The organism is Alcaligenes sp. MMA, assembly GCF_020907215.1.
In the GTDB taxonomy this organism is placed as follows: domain Bacteria; phylum Pseudomonadota; class Gammaproteobacteria; order Burkholderiales; family Burkholderiaceae_B; genus Alcaligenes; species Alcaligenes aquatilis.
In genome coordinates this window covers 1,422,781-1,442,042 of record NZ_JAJJPP010000001.1, presented here as the reverse complement: position 1 = coordinate 1,442,042, position 19,262 = coordinate 1,422,781, and the positions used below count along the sequence as shown (strand labels likewise).

The following is a 19,262-nucleotide window of genomic DNA, read 5'->3' as shown; positions in this document are numbered from 1 at the left end:
TTTCTCCCACCTTTTTTGCCCCTCCCGTATCGTGAGCCAAATCCTGTACTTCCCCGGTTCGTCCGTGCTCTCCGCATTTCGTCGTGAGCGTTTGCTAGAGCGTGTCGAGCAGCGCCAACTGCCTGTTGCCGACATTCTTGCCTTGCACGAATACTATGTCTGGACTGAAGAGTCCGGTCTGGATGCCAGTGCGCGCCAGCACCTGAGCGATCTGCTGGACGATGGTCTGCCTGCGCTGGACCCTGAGCCGCCTAAAGGCGCCCTGGTTCTGCGAGTCGTTCCTCGTTTGGGGACCGTCTCGCCCTGGGCCAGTAAAGCGACTGACATCGCCCATAACTGTGGCTTGCAAGCGGTACGCCGTATCGAGCGTGGCGTGCGCTACATCATTACTCCCAAGCGTGGCTTGTTAGGCGCTAAAGAGCTGGATCAGGCGCAACTGGAGCAACTGGCTGCCTTGCTGCACGATCGCATGACCGAGACGGTAGTGGGCCTGGATTTTGACGGTCAGGACCTGTTCACGCAGTTGGAAGGCAAACCTATTCAGACCGTAGATGTGCTGGGCGGTGGCGTGGCAACCTTGAAGCAGGCCAACGAGGAAATGGGCCTGGCGCTGTCCGAGGACGAAATTGAATACCTGATGGATGCTTTCACACGTCTGGGTCGTAACCCGCACGATGTGGAGCTGATGATGTTCGCACAAGCCAATAGCGAACACTGCCGTCACAAGATTTTTAACGCGCAGTGGGTAATTGACGGTCAAAACCAGGGCAAGACCTTGTTTGGCATGATCCGCGAAACTCACGCCGCTCAGCCTGAAAACACCGTGGTGGCCTATGCGGATAACGCTGCCATCATGACGGGTGGCCCTGCCACCTTGTTCCACGCCGGTATCAACGATCAGGCCAACGAGCCCGTGTATCAGCGCCATGACGCGCTGGTACATACCTTGATGAAGGTGGAAACCCACAATCACCCCACCGCAATTGCTCCATTCCCTGGTGCGTCTACAGGTGCCGGTGGCGAAATTCGGGACGAAGGCGCAACCGGTCGTGGTTCCAAGCCCAAAGCGGGTTTGACTGGCTTTACCGTGTCCAATCTGTGTTTCCCTGAGCAAATGGAACCTTGGGAAAAAGACTCCCATGGCATTCCTGACCGTATCGCCAGCCCGCTGGACATCATGATTGAAGGCCCGATTGGTGGTGCTGCCTTCAATAACGAATTTGGTCGTCCTAACCTCTTGGGCTACTTCCGTACCTTTGAACAAACGGCAGGCGATCAGCGCTGGGGCTACCACAAACCCATCATGATTGCCGGTGGTCTGGGCTCGATTGACGATCGCCTGACTCACAAAGACCCGCTACCCGTGGGCGCCTTGCTGATTCAGCTTGGTGGCCCCGGTATGCGTATTGGTATGGGTGGCGGTGCTGCTTCCAGTATGGGTGTGGGGGCGAACCGTGCCGAACTGGATTTTGACTCCGTGCAGCGTGGCAACCCGGAAATGGAACGCCGCGCCCAGGAAGTGATCGACCGCTGCTGGCAGCAAGGCCAGAACAACCCCATTATTGCGATCCACGACGTGGGGGCGGGTGGTCTGTCCAACGCATTCCCTGAACTGGTGAACGATGCCGAGCGTGGCGCCATTTTTGAATTGACTCGCGTTCCGTTGGAAGAGTCGGGTCTGTCGCCTGCTGAAATCTGGTCCAACGAATCCCAGGAGCGTTACGTCCTGGCCATTCTGCCCCAGGACTTGTCGCGCTTCGAGCGTATCGCTCAGCGTGAGCGTTGCCCCTTTGCTGTAGTGGGCGTGGCAACCGAAGAGCGTCAATTGCGCGTGACTTTCGGCGAGGGCCTGCCGGGTGTGGACGAAGTGCACACCCCCAAAAGCATCGAGGAGCGTCCTGTTGACGTGCCTATGGATGTGATTCTGGGTAAAGCCCCGCGCATGGAGCGTGACGTCAAGCGTCTGGACGGCGTGGCCGAACAGTTGGACCTGACCGTTATTCCCTTGACTGAAGCCATGCACCGGGTGCTGCGCCACCCCACCGTGGCCAACAAGACTTTCCTGATCAGCATTGGCGACCGCAGTGTGGGTGGCCTGTGCAGCCGCGATCAGATGGTTGGCCCTTGGCAAGTGCCTGTGGCCGATTGTGCTGTGACGCTGGCCGATTTTGAAGGCGTGCGTGGCGAAGCCATGTCCATGGGCGAGCGTAGCCCTAGCGCTATGATCGACGCTGCTGCCTCGGGCCGTATGGCTGTGGCTGAAGCCCTGACTAACTTGGTCGCCAGCGATGTGCGTGACCTGAAAGACGTCAAATTGTCCGCCAACTGGATGGCCGCTTGCGGTGTAGATGGCCAGGACGCTGCCTTGTTCGACACCGTTCAGGCTGTCAGCCAGTGGTGCCAGAGCCTGGGTCTGTCCATTCCGGTGGGCAAGGACTCCTTGTCCATGCGTACCAGTTGGGAACAAGACGGTGAATCCCGTCAGGTGATCTCGCCCGTTTCCCTGGTTGTGACCGCTTTTGCCCAAGTGGCCGATGTGCGTCGCACACTGACCCCTCAACTGCAGACCAATGTGGGCGACACCGCGCTGGTCTTGATCGACTTGGGGCAGGGCAAGCAGCGCATGGGCGCCTCCGTATTGGCTCATGCCTTCAATCAGGTTGGCCAGTCCGTACCGGATATGCAGGATGCCCAAGCCATGCTGGCGTTTGTAAAGGTGATTCGCCAATTGGCCGATCAGGATCTGATTCTGGCCTACCACGACCGTTCCGACGGGGGTTTGGCCGCGACTGTGGCCGAAATGGCCTTTGCCGGTCACACAGGCGTGTCCGTGAATCTGGATATGCTGACCATCGATCCGCATGCTGCCGATTGGGGTGACTACAAGATTCGCGCCGAACAGGTTTCCGTACAGCGTGATGAAATCACCTTGCGTGCCTTGTTCAATGAAGAAGCGGGTGCGGTTATTCAGGTGCCGTTGGCCCAGCGTGATCAGGTCATGCAAACCCTGCGTGAAGCGGGCTTGTCGGCCCACTCCCACGTGATTGGTGGCTTGAACAAGACCGATCAGGTCGAGTTCTACCGTGATGGCGCTTGCATTTACCAGGCCCCTCGTGTGGAACTGGCGCAACAGTGGAGTGAAGTTAGCCGCCGCATCATGGAGCGCCGCGATAACCCCGCTTGCGCACAGGCTGAATTTGATCGCTGGGAAGACGTGCAAGACCCCGGTATTACGCCGCGCGTCCTGTTCAACCCGCAGGAAGATATTGCTGCTCCTTTCATCGCTACCGGCAAGCGCCCCCGCGTGGCAATCTTGCGCGAACAGGGGTGCAATAGCCAAGTCGAAATGGCCTGGGCATTTGACACCGCCGGTTTCGATGCTGTGGACGTACACATGACCGACTTGCTGTCGGGTCGCGCATCGCTGGAAGGCATGCAGGGCATGGTGGCCGTGGGTGGTTTCAGCTACGGCGACGTTCTGGGCGCGGGTGAAGGCTGGGCCAAGACCATTCGTTTCAACAATCAATTGTCCGACCAGTTTGCAGCCTTCTTCGGTCGCAGCGACACCTTCGGTCTGGGTATTTGTAATGGTTGCCAGATGATGGCTGCCCTGGCTCCCATGATTCCAGGTGCGGAGTTCTGGCCACGCTTTACCCGTAACCAGTCGGAAAAGTATGAGGCTCGGTTCTCCAGTGTGGAAATCGCTGCTTCGCCATCCTTGTTCTTCAAGGGCATGGAAGGTACGCGCCTGCCCGTGGCTGTTGCTCACGGTGAAGGCTTTGCCAACTTCCAGCGTCAAGGCGATGTCTCCAAGGTCGCCGCTGCGGTTCACTTTGTGGATCACCGTGGTCAACACACCGAGCAATACCCACTGAACCCCAACGGCAGCCCTTACGGTTTGACGGGTGTCACCACGGCAGATGGCCGCTTTACCATCATGATGCCTCACCCGGAACGCGTGACGCGTAACGTCATGATGTCCTGGACGCCAGAGCAGTGGGGCGCCGCCGATCAGGGGGCTGATCAGATGGCAAATGGTGGATTTACTCCCTGGATGCGGATGTTTCGCAACGCTCGGGTCTGGATTGCGTAATTGCTTACGCGTATAATCGATTTTTGGACGGAGTTATAAAAGCATGCGTCTCATCAAGAAAGCACTGACCTTCGACGATGTGTTGTTGGTTCCCGCTTACTCCGAGGTTCTGCCTCGTGATACATCCTTGCTCACCCGCTTTACGCGGGACATCACCCTGAATATTCCGCTGGTTTCGGCTGCCATGGATACGGTAACCGAAGCGCGCTTGGCTATTGCCATGGCACAGGAAGGCGGTATCGGGATCATCCATAAGAACCTGACGGCTGATGCCCAGGCACGTGAAGTTGCACGTGTGAAGCGTCACGAGTTCGGTATCGTGATTGACCCGGTTACTGTCACGCCCACCATGAAGGTGCGCGATGCCATCAACCTGCAACGTCAACACGGAATTTCCGGTCTGCCTGTGGTGGAAGCCGGCAAGTTGGTAGGTATTGTTACCAACCGCGATCTGCGCTTTGAAGACCGCCTGGATCTGCCTTTGCGTGATGTCATGACGCCTCAAGAGCGTTTGATCACCATGCACGAAGGCGCCACGCTGGACGAGGCGCAGGCCCTGATGCACCGCCACCGCCTGGAGCGCGTGCTGATCGTTAACGATCAGTTCCAGCTGCGTGGTCTGGCAACGGTTAAGGATATTGTCAAAAACACCGAGCACCCTCTGGCCAGCAAAGACAGCCACGGTCAGTTGCGCGTTGGCGCTGCGGTCGGTGTGGGTGACGGTACCGAAGAACGTGTCGAAAAACTGGCCGCAGCCGGTGTGGACGTGGTGGTGGTGGACACTGCCCACGGTCACTCCCGTGGTGTTATCGAACGCGTTCGCTGGGTCAAGAAGAATTTCCCTCGCATTCAGGTTATTGGCGGCAACATTGCTACCGCTGATGCCGCTCGCGCTCTGGTCGAGGCCGGTGCAGATTGCGTCAAGGTCGGTATCGGTCCTGGCTCTATTTGTACGACTCGTATCGTGGCCGGTGTGGGAGTCCCTCAAATTACAGCAATTGCTGACGTTGCCAAGGCACTGGAAGGTACTGGCGTACCTTTGATCGCTGACGGCGGTATCCGCTTCTCCGGCGATGTGTCCAAGGCTTTGGCCGCGGGTGCATCCGCTTGCATGATGGGCGGTATGTTTGCCGGTACCGAAGAGTCTCCCGGCGAAGTGGTGCTGTTCCAGGGCCGTTCGTACAAGTCCTATCGCGGTATGGGTAGCTTGGGCGCCATGGTCGATGGTTCGGCTGACCGCTACTTCCAGGATCCTTCGAACAACGCTGACAAGCTGGTTCCAGAAGGTATTGAAGGCCGTGTACCTTACAAGGGCAGTGTTATTGCCATTATTTACCAACTGATTGGCGGCATCCGTGCTTCCATGGGCTACTGCGGTTGCAAATCCATTGAGGAATTGCACACCAAGGCCGAGTTCGTGGAAATTACGGCTGCGGGCGTACGTGAGTCTCACGTGCATGATGTACAGATCACCAAGGAAGCGCCGAACTACCGCGCGGACTGATCTTAGCCAGTCTCTTGCATGCCAGAAACCGCCAGCCTTTGGGTTGGCGGTTTTTTTTATGTCAAATTTGGCTGATCGGATGATAGAGGGTGGTCTTGTTTTTGATCAGGGCGTGAAGGTGGCTAGCTAACTGTTTGGAGATGCTGGCACAACAGTCAAATTCTATTACCATGGCTTATCGTGTGGAGCACCGTGCGGGTAATGTATCTAGCGGCCTGCACAATTAACGCGATTTTCATGACTGGCTTCGCTCCTTGTTTTCCTGTTTTTACTCATCATTCAGATATGTAAAGGAGAGTATGTATGGAACTTAAGCCTGGCCCTAAACCTGTTGCCAAATCAACGGGTAAGCTCGATCAGCGTCGTCGTGACAACAAACAAACCCCTGGAAATACGTCAGCCCTTAAACCTAGTAAGCCTAAGAAATAGCTTCTTTCGCTTTGATTGCTTTTCCATATCGCAGACGCTGCGTGGGAGAAGGATTGAATCGATTCAATAGCCGATTCTGGTCATGATGTGTTTTAACCTGAGTCCAGTGCAAGGACTCAGGTTTTTTAGTTTATTGAAGAAGCCGTTCTGAGGAAATGGCGCTTATGGCAGAGTTTGAAAAGTTGGGCCGTAAGCTTGTTATTCAGAGGCTTGGCTCCAGGTCGATACCATTGAGTGCATGAGGGCCGCCGCTGTCCGGCGACATGAGAAAGTGCTCCACGCAAATTCTATTGTCCTGGCGGCCAGGTTTTCCCACAGGCTGACTAGTCTGCAATCTCTAACAGCAAGCGGCTCAGCAGATCCGGGTGGGTAATCGCCGCGCTATGTCCGCTTTCCAATTCACGGAACTCCCAATCCTTCTGCTGGCGGGCCCACTCGCGAGACGTGTCTACGCCGCGAAAAGTCGGTTGCGTGCAGGAAATATAGGAGCAGGGCCGGGAATTGCCGATAACCGGGTTTTGCAATAGCAAAGCCGATTTGTAAACGCTAAGCGGCTGCGGCGTCAGGCGGTTTCCAACGAAGTGCAAATCCTCTGTAGCATGCAAGCCCAACGCGCTAAGGGGAGGAGGGGGGACGGCGGGGATTGTGCTTTGGCCGGCCGAGGCGATCATGTTTTCCACCATTTTTTCAGGTAGGGTATCAAACGTGCTCGTACCATTAGGCAGGATAAAGGCATCCAGATAAATCAGATGGCGTATGCAACGGGGCATGACATCGGCCACACCACTAATCACCAGTCCACCAAAACTGTGGCCCACCAAAATGACATTGGACAGTTCCTCCCAACGTATCAAATTAGCGACATCGTCCACAAAGGTATTCAGGGTGATGTTTGGGTTGAGCAAGTGGCTGCGTTCGCCCAGGCCGGTCAGCGTAGGGGTATAGACTTTATGGCCTTTGGCCTGCAGCCGTGAGGCCAGCCGGGACCAACACCAACCACCATGCCAGGCGCCGTGAACCAGCACAAACGTCAGGCTGTCGGATACCTCGTCGGTATCTTCCTGGCATTCGTAGGCAAAGCTGTGCGAGCGATCGCTGGCGGGACCGGGAGCAGGGATATAGCTGCCGCCGCTTTGCTGTGGACCGGCCTGTGCAGGTCGGGATTCATGGTGTTCATTGAGCTCGCTCGGATGAGGGGTACGACTCGAAGACATGCTGAAACTCCCAAAATGGCTGCATGTACTGTAGCTGCCTTGCCGCATGAATACCAGTGATGCAGGACAATTTCAGCCTGGAGTATTTCTGCGGCTCCCTAAGCGGCGCTACACAGCGTAAAATAGATCCTTTACCGCTTTATTATTGGCTCGATACTTTCATGCACCAGCGAATTCTGATTCTTGATTACGGCTCCCAGGTCACCCAGCTTATTGCGCGTCGTGTACGCGAAGCCGGTGCTTACTGTGAAATTCACCCCGGTGATGTCAGCGATGAATTCATCCGTTCCCAAGAAGGCCTGAAAGGGATCATTCTGTCGGGCAGCCACGCTTCTGTCTACGCCGAAGACGCCCTTCAAGTGCCCGCTGCTGCTTTTAATGCCGGCGTACCCGTTCTGGGCATTTGCTATGGCATGCAAGCCATGGCCCGCCAACTGGGTGGCGTTACGGAAGGCTCGGACAAGCGTGAATTCGGTTACGCCGAAGTCCGCGCTCACGGCCACACCAAGCTGCTGGACGGTATCCAGGATTTCACCACGGCAGAAGGCCACGGCATGCTTAAAGTCTGGATGAGCCACGGTGACAAGGTCACTGCGCTGCCTCCTGGCTTCAAACTGATGGCTTCCACGCCCACCTGCCCCATCGCCGGTATGGCCGATGAAGATCGCGGCTTTTATGCTGTCCAGTTCCACCCCGAAGTCACCCATACCGTCCAAGGTGCTGCCTTGTTCCAACGCTTTGTGCGCGACATCTGCGGTTGCGTGGGCGACTGGAACATGCCGGACTACGTGCAAGAGGCTATTGCCAATATTCGTGAACAAGTTGGCGACGAAGAAGTTATCTTGGCCCTGTCCGGTGGTGTGGATTCCTCCGTTGCTGCCGCTTTGATCCACCAGGCTATCGGCGACAAGCTGACCTGCGTATTCGTGGATCACGGCCTGCTGCGTCTGAACGAAGCCCAGCAAGTCATGAGCACCTTCGCCGACAATATGGGTTTGAAAATCATCCATATCGACGCTTCCGACCGCTTCCTGGGCAAACTGGCCGGTGTTACTGATCCAGAAGCCAAGCGCAAGATCATTGGCCGCGAATTTGTGGAAATCTTCCAGGAAGAAGCCGCGAAACTTAGCAACGCCCGCTGGTTGGCCCAAGGCACAATCTACCCGGACGTCATCGAATCTGCCGCTGCCAAATCCGGTAAAGCCACTGGCATCAAATCCCACCACAACGTGGGCGGCCTGCCAGACACGCTGAACCTGAAGTTGCTGGAGCCCCTGCGCGAACTGTTCAAAGACGAAGTGCGCAAACTGGGCGTAGCCCTGGGCCTGCCACCCGCAATGGTCTACCGTCACCCCTTCCCCGGTCCAGGCTTGGGCGTCCGTATCCTGGGTGAAATCAAGCGCGAATATGCAGACCTGCTGCGCCAAGCTGATGCCATCTTCATCGAAGAGTTGCGCAACACCGTCGACCAAGAAACCGGCAAGAACTGGTACGACCTGACTTCTCAGGCCTTCACTGTTTTCCTGCCCGTGAAAAGCGTAGGCGTGATGGGCGACGCCCGTACCTACGAATACGTTGTTGCCATGCGCGCAGTACAGACAACCGACTTCATGACGGCTGACTGGGCTGAACTGCCATACTCGCTGCTCAAGCGTACCTCTGGCCGTATCATCAACGAAGTACGCGGCATTAATCGTGTGACCTACGACGTAAGCAGCAAGCCGCCAGCAACGATTGAGTGGGAATGATCACACGTTAGGCATTAGCTGGTACTAACTGGCATTAAATGACACTTAAGCCCATGTTTTCATGGGCTTTTTTGTTTTTATGTCTGGCAGTATTTGGCAACTGATGGCAGCGGGAAGCACCGCTTGAGCGTGGTATCCAAGGTGGTATTATCGAGACATGATGCCATGAGTGATAGCCGATACCATGCTGCTTGATCCTGTGTGTTCATGGTATCGAAATTATTTAACTATCTGTTTTTATTGATTTTATGGCCTGATTTTCGGGTAATCTTTCAGCATGGTATCAGAATCGAAGAAGGGTAAGACTCTTGCTGACCGATACCAAGCTACGCAACCTCAAACCGAGGGATAAACTCTACAAGGTGAATGACCGGGATGGCCTCTATGTGGCTGTCACCCCTGCCGGTTCCATCTCATTCCGGTACAACTACTCGATCAATGGCAGGCAAGAGACGATCACCTTTGGCCGCTACGGCGTTGGGGGTATCACTCTCGCAGAAGCCCGTGAGCGACTTGGTGAAGCCAAGAGGATGGTCGCTGATGGAAAGTCGCCAGCGAAGGAGAAGGCCCGCGACAAGGCGCGTGTTAAAGGGGCTGAAACCTTTGGTGCCTGGGCGGAAAAGTGGCTACGTGGCTACCAGATGGCCGACTCTACCCGTGATATGCGCCGCTCGGTTTATACGAGAGAGCTAGAAACGAAATTCGGCAATCAGAAGCTGACCGAAATCACTCACGAGGACTTGCGAGCACTAACCGACGCCATCGTAGAGCGAGGTGCGCCTGCTACGGCGGTTCATGCGCGCGAGATTGTACTCCAGGTATACCGCTGGGCGACTGAGCGAGGCCAGAAGGTTGAGAACCCGGCAGACCTGGTTAGGCCAGCAAGTATTGCCAGATTTGAGCCGCGGGATAGAACTCTGACGCCCGAAGAAATCAAGATCATGTACCAGTACATGGGGCGTATTGGCACATCTCCATCGATCCGGGCAGCGGTCAAGCTGCTGTTGTTGACGATGGTGCGAAAAAGCGAGCTGACCAATGCCACCTGGAGTGAGATCAACTTCAGCGAAGCGCTCTGGACGATCCCCAAAGAACGGATGAAGCGGCGAAATCCTCACTTGGTGTTTCTATCTAGGCAGGCCATGGACATTCTCATCGCTTTGAAGACGTTCTCCGGTGGATCGGATTATGTTCTGCCGTCGCGTTACGATTCTGACGTGCCCATGAGCAGTGCCACGCTAAACCGGGTGATGACGATGACTTACAAGCTGGCTCAGAAAGAGGGGCTGCCGCTTGCCAAATTCGGCCCGCACGACCTGAGACGAACAGCCAGTACCTTGCTCCATGAAGCCGGTTACAACACCGACTGGATAGAGAAATGCCTGGCACATGAGCAAAAAGGTGTAAGGGCTATATATAACAAAGCCGAGTATCGTGATCAGCGTACAGCTATGTTGCAGGACTGGGCTGATATGATTGATGAATGGACTACTGGAGATGCTTGCGAATCTATTTAGCTAAACGCATAGATACTCGTGCATATGCTTAAAATATATTGAAGAAATGAATTGGCAATTTTCAGTATTGGGTTTTGACATCATTGAGGACAAAAAAAGAAATGGCTGGCGATATGGAATGCTTTGACGACCTTCCAAAGCGTGCCTCCAATCATGTCACGGAGGAGAAGGCAGAGACGGCATTTCAGAAATGTCTAACGGAGAGTGGTCGCTTCATCCTTCAGCGTGCTGACCGCAAGGACTATGGTACAGACTGTGAGATCGAAATTGTCGAGAATGGGAGAGCCACCAACATTAGGATTCACGTTCAGCTTAAGGGCACCGAGCGTGCACTGAATGCGGATGGCTCTCTCAGTGTTGATATTAGTCGCACGAACCTGAATTACCTGCTGATGCATCCGCATAGCTTCTATGCTGCCTATCATGTCCCAACGGCGACGCTGTGCATCTGCCTTGCTGAGACCGTTCTCCGTAAATACGAGCATGCTGGGAAGAACTGGACCCAGCAGCAAACACTTACAGTTAGCTTTACGGAAACTCTGACGACAGAGCGGTTGGGGCGACTTGCCGAATTGTCCCGTTCTGCAACTCGAGCGGCACGTAATCGTCGCGTCGAACAGTCACGGGCAGCACCAGGAGATTTGATTGGTCTCCTTCGCCGGGCTGTACCGGAGGTTCATGTCCCTGATGATCCAGACTCAGCTCGACAACTCTTGGAACACCTATATGATCAGGATGCTGATGAGGAAATTAGTGCCGTATTTGACCGATTTATGGCCGTGCTTGGACCTGAAGACGATGCTATGGGTTGCGCTTATATGTCAGAAATTAACTTGGGCATGTCTGAGAGAAGCCAGTTCCCTAGTCGGATCGAAGCAGCAGTGATTCATTTTAAGAGGCAGCTTAGTACTGGGCGCTACGAGCAGGGTAGCCTGCATTACACAATCGGTAATGCCTACTCGGCGCTCGGCCGGGAGGATGACGCCACAGAGGCTTATAAGGCAGCGTTGCTCGAACCTGCATTCGCAAATTCGTCAAGTCTGGCATCCCAAGGCCATAAGAATCTCGGGACGAGCTTTGAACGGCTCGGTGATGAGGCGCGAGCCGTTAAGCACTATCGTGAAGCCTTGCGAATGAATCCTCTCCTTCCTGAAGCCCATTATGCCTTAGCCCAATTCTACGTGCGTGAAGGTGAGTGGAAGAGCGCTCTTGAGCATCTGGATCAGGCCGTCTTTACAGATCCTATATACGCTAAAGCAGCTGGAGTTGCGGGGTGGCGGGCTAACGTGCTTTTCAACATGGGTGAGGGAAGTGCTGCGTTCCGTGAAATCAACAATGTTCTTACGCAAGCCGACCGCGAGCCATGGGTTTGGCCGTTTTTTGCACGGCTAGTAGCTAGTTTTGGTCGGGCTACGGCTGGAAATGCGCGTCAGGCGCAAGGGTTCTGGCATCGCTATGTAGACGCTCATCCTGATACATCCGGAGGCCGTCGCGAGATGTTATTGGCGACCTTATATTTGCGGGCAGAAGGCCAAGAGATAGGCCAAACCTACACGGAGTTTCTGGATAAATTTGTTAGGCATATTAAGCACATTGATAATACGGAAGAAGCCGCGTTTTTGTGGGATCGCCTTGGACACTGGGCTCAGGATGAGGGCAACTGGCTAGAAGCGGAGCGCTGTTTTCGGATGGCCTACGATCTCGCAGGAGGGCACTACGGATATTGTCTAGGGACCGCTCTTAACTTTCTAGGAAGATTTGAAGATAGTTTGCCGATCCTACTTGAGCAGGCAGAGTATATCCAACCCGATGCAATGAGCTGGTTTCAGCTTGGTGTGGCGTACGGTGACCTTGGCCAATCAGAGCAAGCTATTAAATCCTATGAAAAAGCGTTAAATCTTGATCCAGAATACGACTTGGCGATGTTCAATCTGGGTGGTGTCTACTGGAATAGAGGGAGCATAGTCGATGCTTTGGAAATTTGGAGCGCGGCGATTGAGCGTTTTCCAGACCATGAGCTTGCTGCCAAACTTCAACGCGATTTTCCGCAGTTCTTTCCTCGGGATGCCGACTAGCCGTATGCAAACCTGAATTTGATGTGGTTGGTTTACCTGTTTAGCATTAGGAGATCGGTGTCATAAATCGGTTATGGAGATGGGGCCGGTTTCAAGCCCTGCATTTTAGCCGCTAAAATTTCCCCTGAGTTTTAGCCGACTTCATAACAGGAACTCCTTTCGAACTGATGCCAGCGCTTTAGACACGGCTTGGCGAGTCATGGGCTGCTGCTTGGCGTTCAGTATTCGTTTTCCAATTTCAGTCTGGCTGAACCCTGACCGCTTGAGTACCAGCATTTTTTTCTTGGTGTCCGATAGTTTAGAGTCCACCATCCTGCGAGCAAGGTTGCGTAATTCTGCTTTGTCTGCTGACTGCAAAGTTAGACGTAACATTAATTGGAAGAAGTAGCTGTCAATCAACTCATCGCCTGACATGGCGTGAGGCTTGGACCTATTCGCACACTGATGGGTCAGTCGTGTGAGTTCGATATTAAATTGCGTTAGAGAGCGTTTTGCCTGCCTATAAGTAGGGTTCCACTCACCATTCGCCAACTTGGGTCTATGCTCTTCGCAGTACTGGTGACTGAGCTCAAGTTTCTTACGATCCTCTAACTCAACGTCATTGATACGCTGACCCGCCACCGTTGTCATGAATGCTGCGAACTCTGTTTGGTTTCCGCATAGTTCACAAAAATCGTGTTTACGTTGTTCGTTTAAGTTGACGCCGTTCGTAGAGGATGATCTTTTGGGGCGCTTGCAAGCACAATCCCAAACCAGCCCAGTCAAGGATTCGAGAGTCGCTATAAAGTACTCGTCCGTTGTAGTCTTCTGTTCTACGGTCTTAATGAATTGGCGCAGTAACTGGCGCTGCATTCGCACCATGGCCTTAAGTCCTACCATTCGAATGATCGCGCTGAATCCTAGTCCAGTACCGGCTCCAGGAACATAACCAGCGTAGCTTTCTGGAAGGGTATCCATGTAGGTTGCTAGGGCAGGATCGATGACTTCCTCTATCAAGCGCACGATCGGGTAGCGTCTCGAGGACGCAGAGTAAGGATGCCAGCGTTCTTCAAACCGCTGGATAGCTTCTATGACGACCGGGGCGCAATCTTCCCAGATGACGATGCTCGATTCATTTTTCATGTCAACCATTTTAGCCAATTTATAGGCTTAATCAAGTGGCATTGCTGGGCACCATAGAGCTTTCATAAGTAAGTGGAGGCACAACTATGCAAGCAATGGCAAACAAGACGCTGATCAATCGAAAAGTGCTCTTAGAGATGATTCCGCTCTCCTCACGGACAATTTACAACTTGGAGAAGCGAGGTGAGTTCCCTCGCCGAATTGCACTTACCAGCAGAAACGTCGCGTGGGACTTGTCGGAAGTAGAGCAATGGATTGAAGAGCGCAAGTCATCTGGAATTCAGGCTGCTCGACCTGGCAACACTGTGGGGGCCTAACAGCATGGCTATCGAAATTCCATGGCTCGATTTAAGAAGTGCTGTTGAGAACGAGCCGAAGCCCCTTGATTTTGTATTTCCTGGTTTCAAATCGGGAGCAGTTGGAGCATTGGTAAGTCCTGGTGGAACAGGGAAAACCATGCTTGCTCTACAAGTTGCCGTAACGGTTGCTACCGGTGCTGATCTATTGAATTTAGCTGATATGGACAGTGCGTGGCGGCTGGTCACCGGTCCAGTGGTATTTTTAACCGGAGAAGACCCAGCAGACGTGTTATCTGGGCGTTTTCACGCTATAGGTCGACACCTTAACACCAGCCAACGTGAGGCCATGTATAACAACTTAGCGGTTGCTCCTCTGGTTGGTTTCAGTGCCGATATGATGAGTAGAGAGTGGCGGAATTGGATTGAGAACGTCACTCGAGGTGCTCGCCTCGTAGTAATTGACACGTTACGCCGATTTCATAAGTTGGACGAAAATGATGGAGGCCATATGAAAGGGGTGTTGGACTACATGGAACAACTTTGCAGCGTAAATAGAACTAGCGTTTTATTCCTGCACCATACAAACAAAGCCGGTGCGTTTAGCGGTGGTGACGCTCAGCAGGCTAGTCGAGGCAGTTCTGTGCTTACGGATAACGTCCGCTTTCAAGCGAATTTAATTGGCATGGGGGCGGCAGAAGCAGAAACATGGGGAGTAGACGAAGAATGTCGCCGTCATTTTGTGCGATGGTCCTTCCCTAAGCTTAATCACTCTGCTCCTATCTCTGACCAGTGGTATAGGCGTCACGAGGGCGGAGTGCTGAAACCTGCCGTTTTGGAGAAGCAGCGTGTAGCCAATGGAGTTCTGCCATTCAAGAAATCTAAGGGAAGATCGCGCGATGAGCTTTGATCTTACCCATGTTCGACATGATCCAGCTCACTGCCTAGCTCCTGGCTTGTTCCGTAGCCTGAAGCGTGGAGAGCGGAAACGGCTTAAGCTGGACGTAACCTATACCCATGGCGACGATTCTATCCGTTTCTGGGGACCTGAGCCTCTGGGGGTTGATGATCTTCGTATCCTACAAGGGCTTGTGGCTATGGCCGCAATTTCTGGTGATGGGGGGCGCGGGATTGTGCTGCGAAACGAAACCGAATCAGAGGTTGGGCAGCAATTGCGCCTCTTGCTAGACCTCAAGTGGGACGCGGTTGAGAAGGACGCGATGGTTGCTAAGGGCAGCTTCCGACAACTGGCTCGGGAACTTGGATATGCCGACGATGGAGGCAGCCAGTTCAAAACTATCCGCGATAGCATCGAGCGACTATGGGCAGTATCGGTCATTGTGGAACGTAACGGGCAGCGTCAGGGGTTCCGTATCCTGTCCGATTACGTCAGCGACGACCGGGAAGGTAAGCTGTTTGTCAGCCTGAACCCTCGATTAGCAGAGGCTGTAATGGGAGAGCGTCCACATACTCGCCTCGACATGACGGAGGTTCGGGCGCTACAGACCGATCCTGCTCGATTAATGCATCAGCGATTATCGGGCTGGATTGATGCCGGTAAATCTGGACGCGTAGAACTGGCTACCCTTTGCAACTACGTCTGGCCGGACGAAACGAAGAACTCCAACACCTTGAAAAAGCGCTGTCAGACGGCCCGGAAAGCGTTAACTGAACTTATTTCTGTGGGCTGGACTGTACATGAATACGCTAAGGGGAAATGGGAGATTAGGCGGCCAGGGACTAACTATGCCACCCCCCGGCGTGACAGCACCCACCCCCGGCATAATAGCACCCGTCCCCCGGCATAACAGTATCCCATCCCCGGCATAACGGTATCCGCTCCAATCGCGAAAACCCTTGCAGGACAAGGCTTTCCGGTCTGTTTTGGAAATCGATCCAAGATATTCCAAAGAATATCCACCATGCGCGGCATAGCCCGCGCCTTAATGGCGCGTTCATGCCTTGCCAATTCTATCGGCCTCCGGCCGATGTTTTAACGCCAAGAGGGTGGCTGATTCTGCTTCCTCGCCAAGGACTATCACCTTTTCTTGGCGTTCAATCCGTCCGAAGGACGACCAAAGCCGCCTCATAAGCCCCAGGAACGTCGTTCTGAGGCCTGCTAGGGGGTTGCCGTATGGCGATGCCTGAGCGCCTCTCTGGGCGGCTCAGAAGGCCTTATTCCATACATCAAGATGAATAGCCACTCAAGGCGGTAGTCGGCTGAAGATGTATGCGGTTTGTAGGTTGTAGTAGCACTATACAACATACTACAACACTACATTTCCTATCCGCACTGACGTTGTGCCGAAAAGCTGTCCGAAGTTGGGCGCTAGCGGCTCGACACGCACAGTGTGCTGATAGCGATCCTTCCTGACCGTATGACCCAACCGATACCAATCTGAAAACCGTCAAAGAAAAGGCCCGCGAGAGTGTCTAGTGGGTTTGAAAACCCATGAGATACAGCGATTTACATTCGATGTGTTGCTAGCACTCGTAAGTTTCATTGACACTTGAGGGGCACTATCCCTCCTGAATTGGTAAAGCTGTGTATTCCTGTGTTTGTTTGCTGTGTAATCCACCGCGTTAGCGTAGTAATTGCCTGATATTGCGCTTTTATTTTGTGCTTCTGTTCTAGCAAAAAGGTGAACAAGCGATTTTATATGGTTTGCACAAAAAAACAGATTTTCGCAGCAACACTTTCCTTGGCGTAAACAACGATGAATGGCGGGCAGGATAGGTGAAGTTAGCTAATCGGCGGAGCCAATTAACTATCTTCACTTTCCCTTATTCGTGCCGGGGCGCTCAACGGGGAATCCTGCTCTGCGAGGCTACCGGCTACCGCCGTAGGAGTTATTGGCATAAATATCCCCATGTCAACTTTTATGTCCAATTATTGAGCTTATACGTTATGCATTGAAAGGCACGATAAAGCATTCATTGGTAATGGAGATCAACGTATGCAAAAAGTTAAAAGAAAAAATTTAGCCGCTAAAATTGCTCTGGCTGTCGCTATGACGACTTGCACCTTGCAGCCCGTTTACGCCGGTATTCCAGTAGTTGATGGCACCAACCTATCGCAGAACATCATGTCTGCGATGGAAGCCGTAGCGCAGACACTCAAGCAGATTCAGGAATACCAAACCCAACTCCAGCAGTACGAAAACCAACTGCAAAACACGATGGCACCGGCGGCCCATATTTGGGACCAGGCGCAACGCACCATCAACGATCTGAACCAGGCTACCAACACACTCGCCTATTACCAAAATCAGCTTGGCAGCCTCGATGCCTACTTGGGCAAGTTCCAGGACGTGGCCTATTACCGCAGCTCGCCTTGTTTCTCGTCGGCGGGGTGCAGCGATGCCGAACGGGCCGCGATGGCTGAGAACCGTCGCCTGGCATCCGAATCGCAGAAGAAGGCCAACGATGCGCTGTTTAAGGGGCTGGAGCAGCAGCAAGACAACTTGCAGGCTGACGCCCGACAGCTCCAGCGGCTGCAATCTGCCGCCCAGGGCGCGGACGGCCAACTGGCGGCCATCGGGTACGCCAACCAGCTCGCCAGTAACCAGGCCAACCAGCTCCTGCAAATCCGTAGCCTGTTGATTGCTCAGCAAAACGCCGTTGGCACGCAAATGCAGGCGGATGCTGACCGCGAAGCTCAGTATCAAGCATCCCGTGAAAGGTTGTTCGATATGGGCGAGCCAACTGACCGCTCAGAAAACAGGGGGTTTTAATCATGAAGAATATCACCCGAGTTTTTATCGTTAGCGCGTTGGCCTCTTTCGTTCTGGTGGGATGCGGTGAAGATGATGGGCCAAAGCCTGCAACGATCAACTGTGATAACCCGAACCTGACGAAAGAGCAGAGGGAAGAAGGGAACTGTCTTTGGGATATGGGCAAACCCACTGATCGCTCCAAGAACAAGGGGTTCTAATCATGAGCAAGATATTCATTCGACTTGTGATGCTCCTGGCAGTTTTACTGACTTCGCAAACTGCGTCAGCGGCCATTGAGCCTAATGGTGTCTTGGATGAAGTGGCCGTGCGTTTCATGACGGCCAGTGCTACTTGGGGCACGGTAATTACAAACTATGCCGCCTGGCTGTTCTGGACGTTGGGCACTATATCCCTTGTTTGGACTGGCGGGACCTTAATCCTTAAACAAGCGGATATAAGGGAGTTCTTTGCCGAGTTCGTGCGCTTCATCCTGACGTTTGGTTTCTTTCTCTGGTTGCTCAGAAACGGCCCAGACTTTGCGACGTCAATCATCGACTCGTTGAGAACGATCGGTGCTCAAGCCGGTGGCCTTCCGAGAGACCTAACCCCGTCAGAGCCTATTAGTATTGCGTTCGACATTATTGTGAAAGCTGGTAAGTCCTACAGCATCACAAGCCCGATAGATAACTTGTCTATCTTCTTAATCACTCTGGCAATTTTGGCCTGTATGGCGGTAGTGGCAGCCAATGTGTTGTTGGCCTTGGTGACGGCTTGGATATTGATCTATGCCGGTGTCTTCGTGCTGGGGTTTGGTGGTTCGCGTTGGACTTCAGATATAGCAATCAACTACTTCAAAAGCGTATTGGGCGTTGCTTTGAAGTTGATGCCAATGATGTTGCTCATTGGCATTGCCATGTCGATCATGGACGGTTTCTATGCCGATCTATCCAATGATGCCCCTATGCGTGAACTGCTGGTGATCTTTGTCGTTTCACTGGTTCTCGTGATGCTCATTCACTCGGTTCCCAATGTGGTCGCCGGCCTGGTTCCTGGAGGTGGCGCGGCGGCAGGTGCTGGCAGTATCAGTGCCGGAGCGATGGCCGGAGCGGCTGTTGCCACTGGTGGTATGGCTGACGGTGCAGCAATGGCTACCGCCGGCGGTGCGTCTGCTATTCAGGCTGCATTTGCAAAAGCAGGTGAGAACGTAGCGAACAATACTGACGTTATGTCGAGCCTGGGCGGAGCATTTAGCGGTGGCGGCGGTTCTGATGAAGCAGGCTCCTTTTCCCAAGCTTCCGGCCAATCTTCTAGCGGTGGCGAATCCTCTGGCGGCGGCTTTAAAGGCAGCGCCGTAAAAGCGGGTCGTATTGCAGCGGATACCGGTGCGAATTTGATGAAGGGAATGAGTGATATGGCCGGGGATCGAATTGGCCGCACCGCTGGAGGTCGTTTAGCCAGCTCGATCCGAAACAGTACGAAAGATGACGGGGATGACGGCGACAAGGAGGGCGACTGACGACGCTCCCCCTGCATTTGACAACGATAGCT

At 53.7% G+C, this 19,262-nt stretch carries 13 protein-coding genes; 11 read left to right on the top strand and 2 right to left on the bottom strand.

What is annotated here, in order from left to right; translation table 11 throughout:
- Positions 1 to 31: 31 nt before the first annotated feature.
- Positions 32 to 4,093: a phosphoribosylformylglycinamidine synthase gene (gene purL / locus LNA76_RS06590; protein WP_230018548.1), complete on the top strand. Its 4,062-nt coding sequence runs from the start codon at positions 32 to 34 to the stop codon at positions 4,091 to 4,093.
- A gap of 43 nt (positions 4,094 to 4,136) precedes the next feature.
- Positions 4,137 to 5,597, top strand: coding sequence for an IMP dehydrogenase (gene guaB / locus LNA76_RS06585; protein WP_094196447.1), 1,461 nt, complete (start codon positions 4,137 to 4,139; stop codon positions 5,595 to 5,597).
- A 752-nt stretch (positions 5,598 to 6,349) separates the two neighbouring features.
- Here the strand turns inward: guaB and LNA76_RS06580 are convergent.
- Positions 6,350 to 7,240: an alpha/beta fold hydrolase gene (locus LNA76_RS06580; protein WP_094196448.1), complete on the bottom strand. Its 891-nt coding sequence runs from the start codon at positions 7,238 to 7,240 to the stop codon at positions 6,350 to 6,352.
- A gap of 161 nt (positions 7,241 to 7,401) precedes the next feature.
- On the opposite strand from LNA76_RS06580, the gene guaA reads away from it, so the two are divergent.
- The 3 genes from guaA to LNA76_RS06565 all read left to right on the top strand — a co-directional run bounded on the left by guaA (position 7,402) and on the right by LNA76_RS06565 (position 12,580).
- On the top strand, positions 7,402 to 8,988 hold the full coding sequence (gene guaA, locus LNA76_RS06575) for a glutamine-hydrolyzing GMP synthase (protein ID WP_094198327.1): 1,587 nt from the start codon (positions 7,402 to 7,404) through the stop codon (positions 8,986 to 8,988).
- Positions 8,989 to 9,296: 308 nt separating this feature from the next.
- The gene (locus LNA76_RS06570; RefSeq protein ID WP_230018546.1) at positions 9,297 to 10,505 is read left to right on the top strand and encodes a tyrosine-type recombinase/integrase; all 1,209 of its coding nucleotides are present in this window, start codon (positions 9,297 to 9,299) and stop codon (positions 10,503 to 10,505) included.
- A 101-nt stretch (positions 10,506 to 10,606) separates the two neighbouring features.
- A complete protein-coding gene (locus LNA76_RS06565; protein ID WP_230018544.1) occupies positions 10,607 to 12,580 on the top strand; it encodes a tetratricopeptide repeat protein in 1,974 nt (657 codons plus the stop codon).
- Between the two features lie 141 nt (positions 12,581 to 12,721).
- On the opposite strand, the gene LNA76_RS06560 is transcribed toward LNA76_RS06565, so the two are convergent.
- Positions 12,722 to 13,702, bottom strand: coding sequence for a LuxR family transcriptional regulator (locus LNA76_RS06560; RefSeq protein ID WP_230018542.1), 981 nt, complete (start codon positions 13,700 to 13,702; stop codon positions 12,722 to 12,724).
- A gap of 86 nt (positions 13,703 to 13,788) precedes the next feature.
- Here LNA76_RS06560 and LNA76_RS06555 point away from each other — a divergent pair, with 86 nt between their 5' ends.
- The 6 genes from LNA76_RS06555 to trbL all read left to right on the top strand — a co-directional run bounded on the left by LNA76_RS06555 (position 13,789) and on the right by trbL (position 19,230).
- Positions 13,789 to 14,019, top strand: coding sequence for a helix-turn-helix transcriptional regulator (locus LNA76_RS06555; protein ID WP_419177620.1), 231 nt, complete (start codon positions 13,789 to 13,791; stop codon positions 14,017 to 14,019).
- A gap of 4 nt (positions 14,020 to 14,023) precedes the next feature.
- A complete protein-coding gene (locus tag LNA76_RS06550; protein WP_230018540.1) occupies positions 14,024 to 14,908 on the top strand; it encodes a helicase RepA family protein in 885 nt (294 codons plus the stop codon).
- On the top strand, positions 14,898 to 15,806 hold the full coding sequence (repC, locus tag LNA76_RS06545) for a replication protein C, IncQ-type (protein ID WP_230018539.1): 909 nt from the start codon (positions 14,898 to 14,900) through the stop codon (positions 15,804 to 15,806). The genes LNA76_RS06550 and repC overlap by 11 nt, the downstream gene beginning before the upstream one ends.
- 1,149 nt (positions 15,807 to 16,955) lie before the next feature.
- Positions 16,956 to 17,732 (top strand): P-type conjugative transfer protein TrbJ, encoded by a 777-nt coding sequence (trbJ, locus tag LNA76_RS06540; protein ID WP_144726640.1) that lies wholly within the window; start codon positions 16,956 to 16,958, stop codon positions 17,730 to 17,732.
- A gap of 2 nt (positions 17,733 to 17,734) precedes the next feature.
- Positions 17,735 to 17,932 (top strand): hypothetical protein, encoded by a 198-nt coding sequence (locus tag LNA76_RS06535; RefSeq protein ID WP_230018537.1) that lies wholly within the window; start codon positions 17,735 to 17,737, stop codon positions 17,930 to 17,932.
- Positions 17,933 to 17,934: 2 nt separating this feature from the next.
- Positions 17,935 to 19,230 carry a P-type conjugative transfer protein TrbL gene (gene trbL, locus LNA76_RS06530; protein ID WP_230018535.1) on the top strand — a complete coding sequence of 432 codons (1,296 nt, stop codon included), beginning with the start codon at positions 17,935 to 17,937 and terminating at the stop codon, positions 19,228 to 19,230.
- The last annotated feature ends 32 nt before the right edge of the window (positions 19,231 to 19,262 follow it).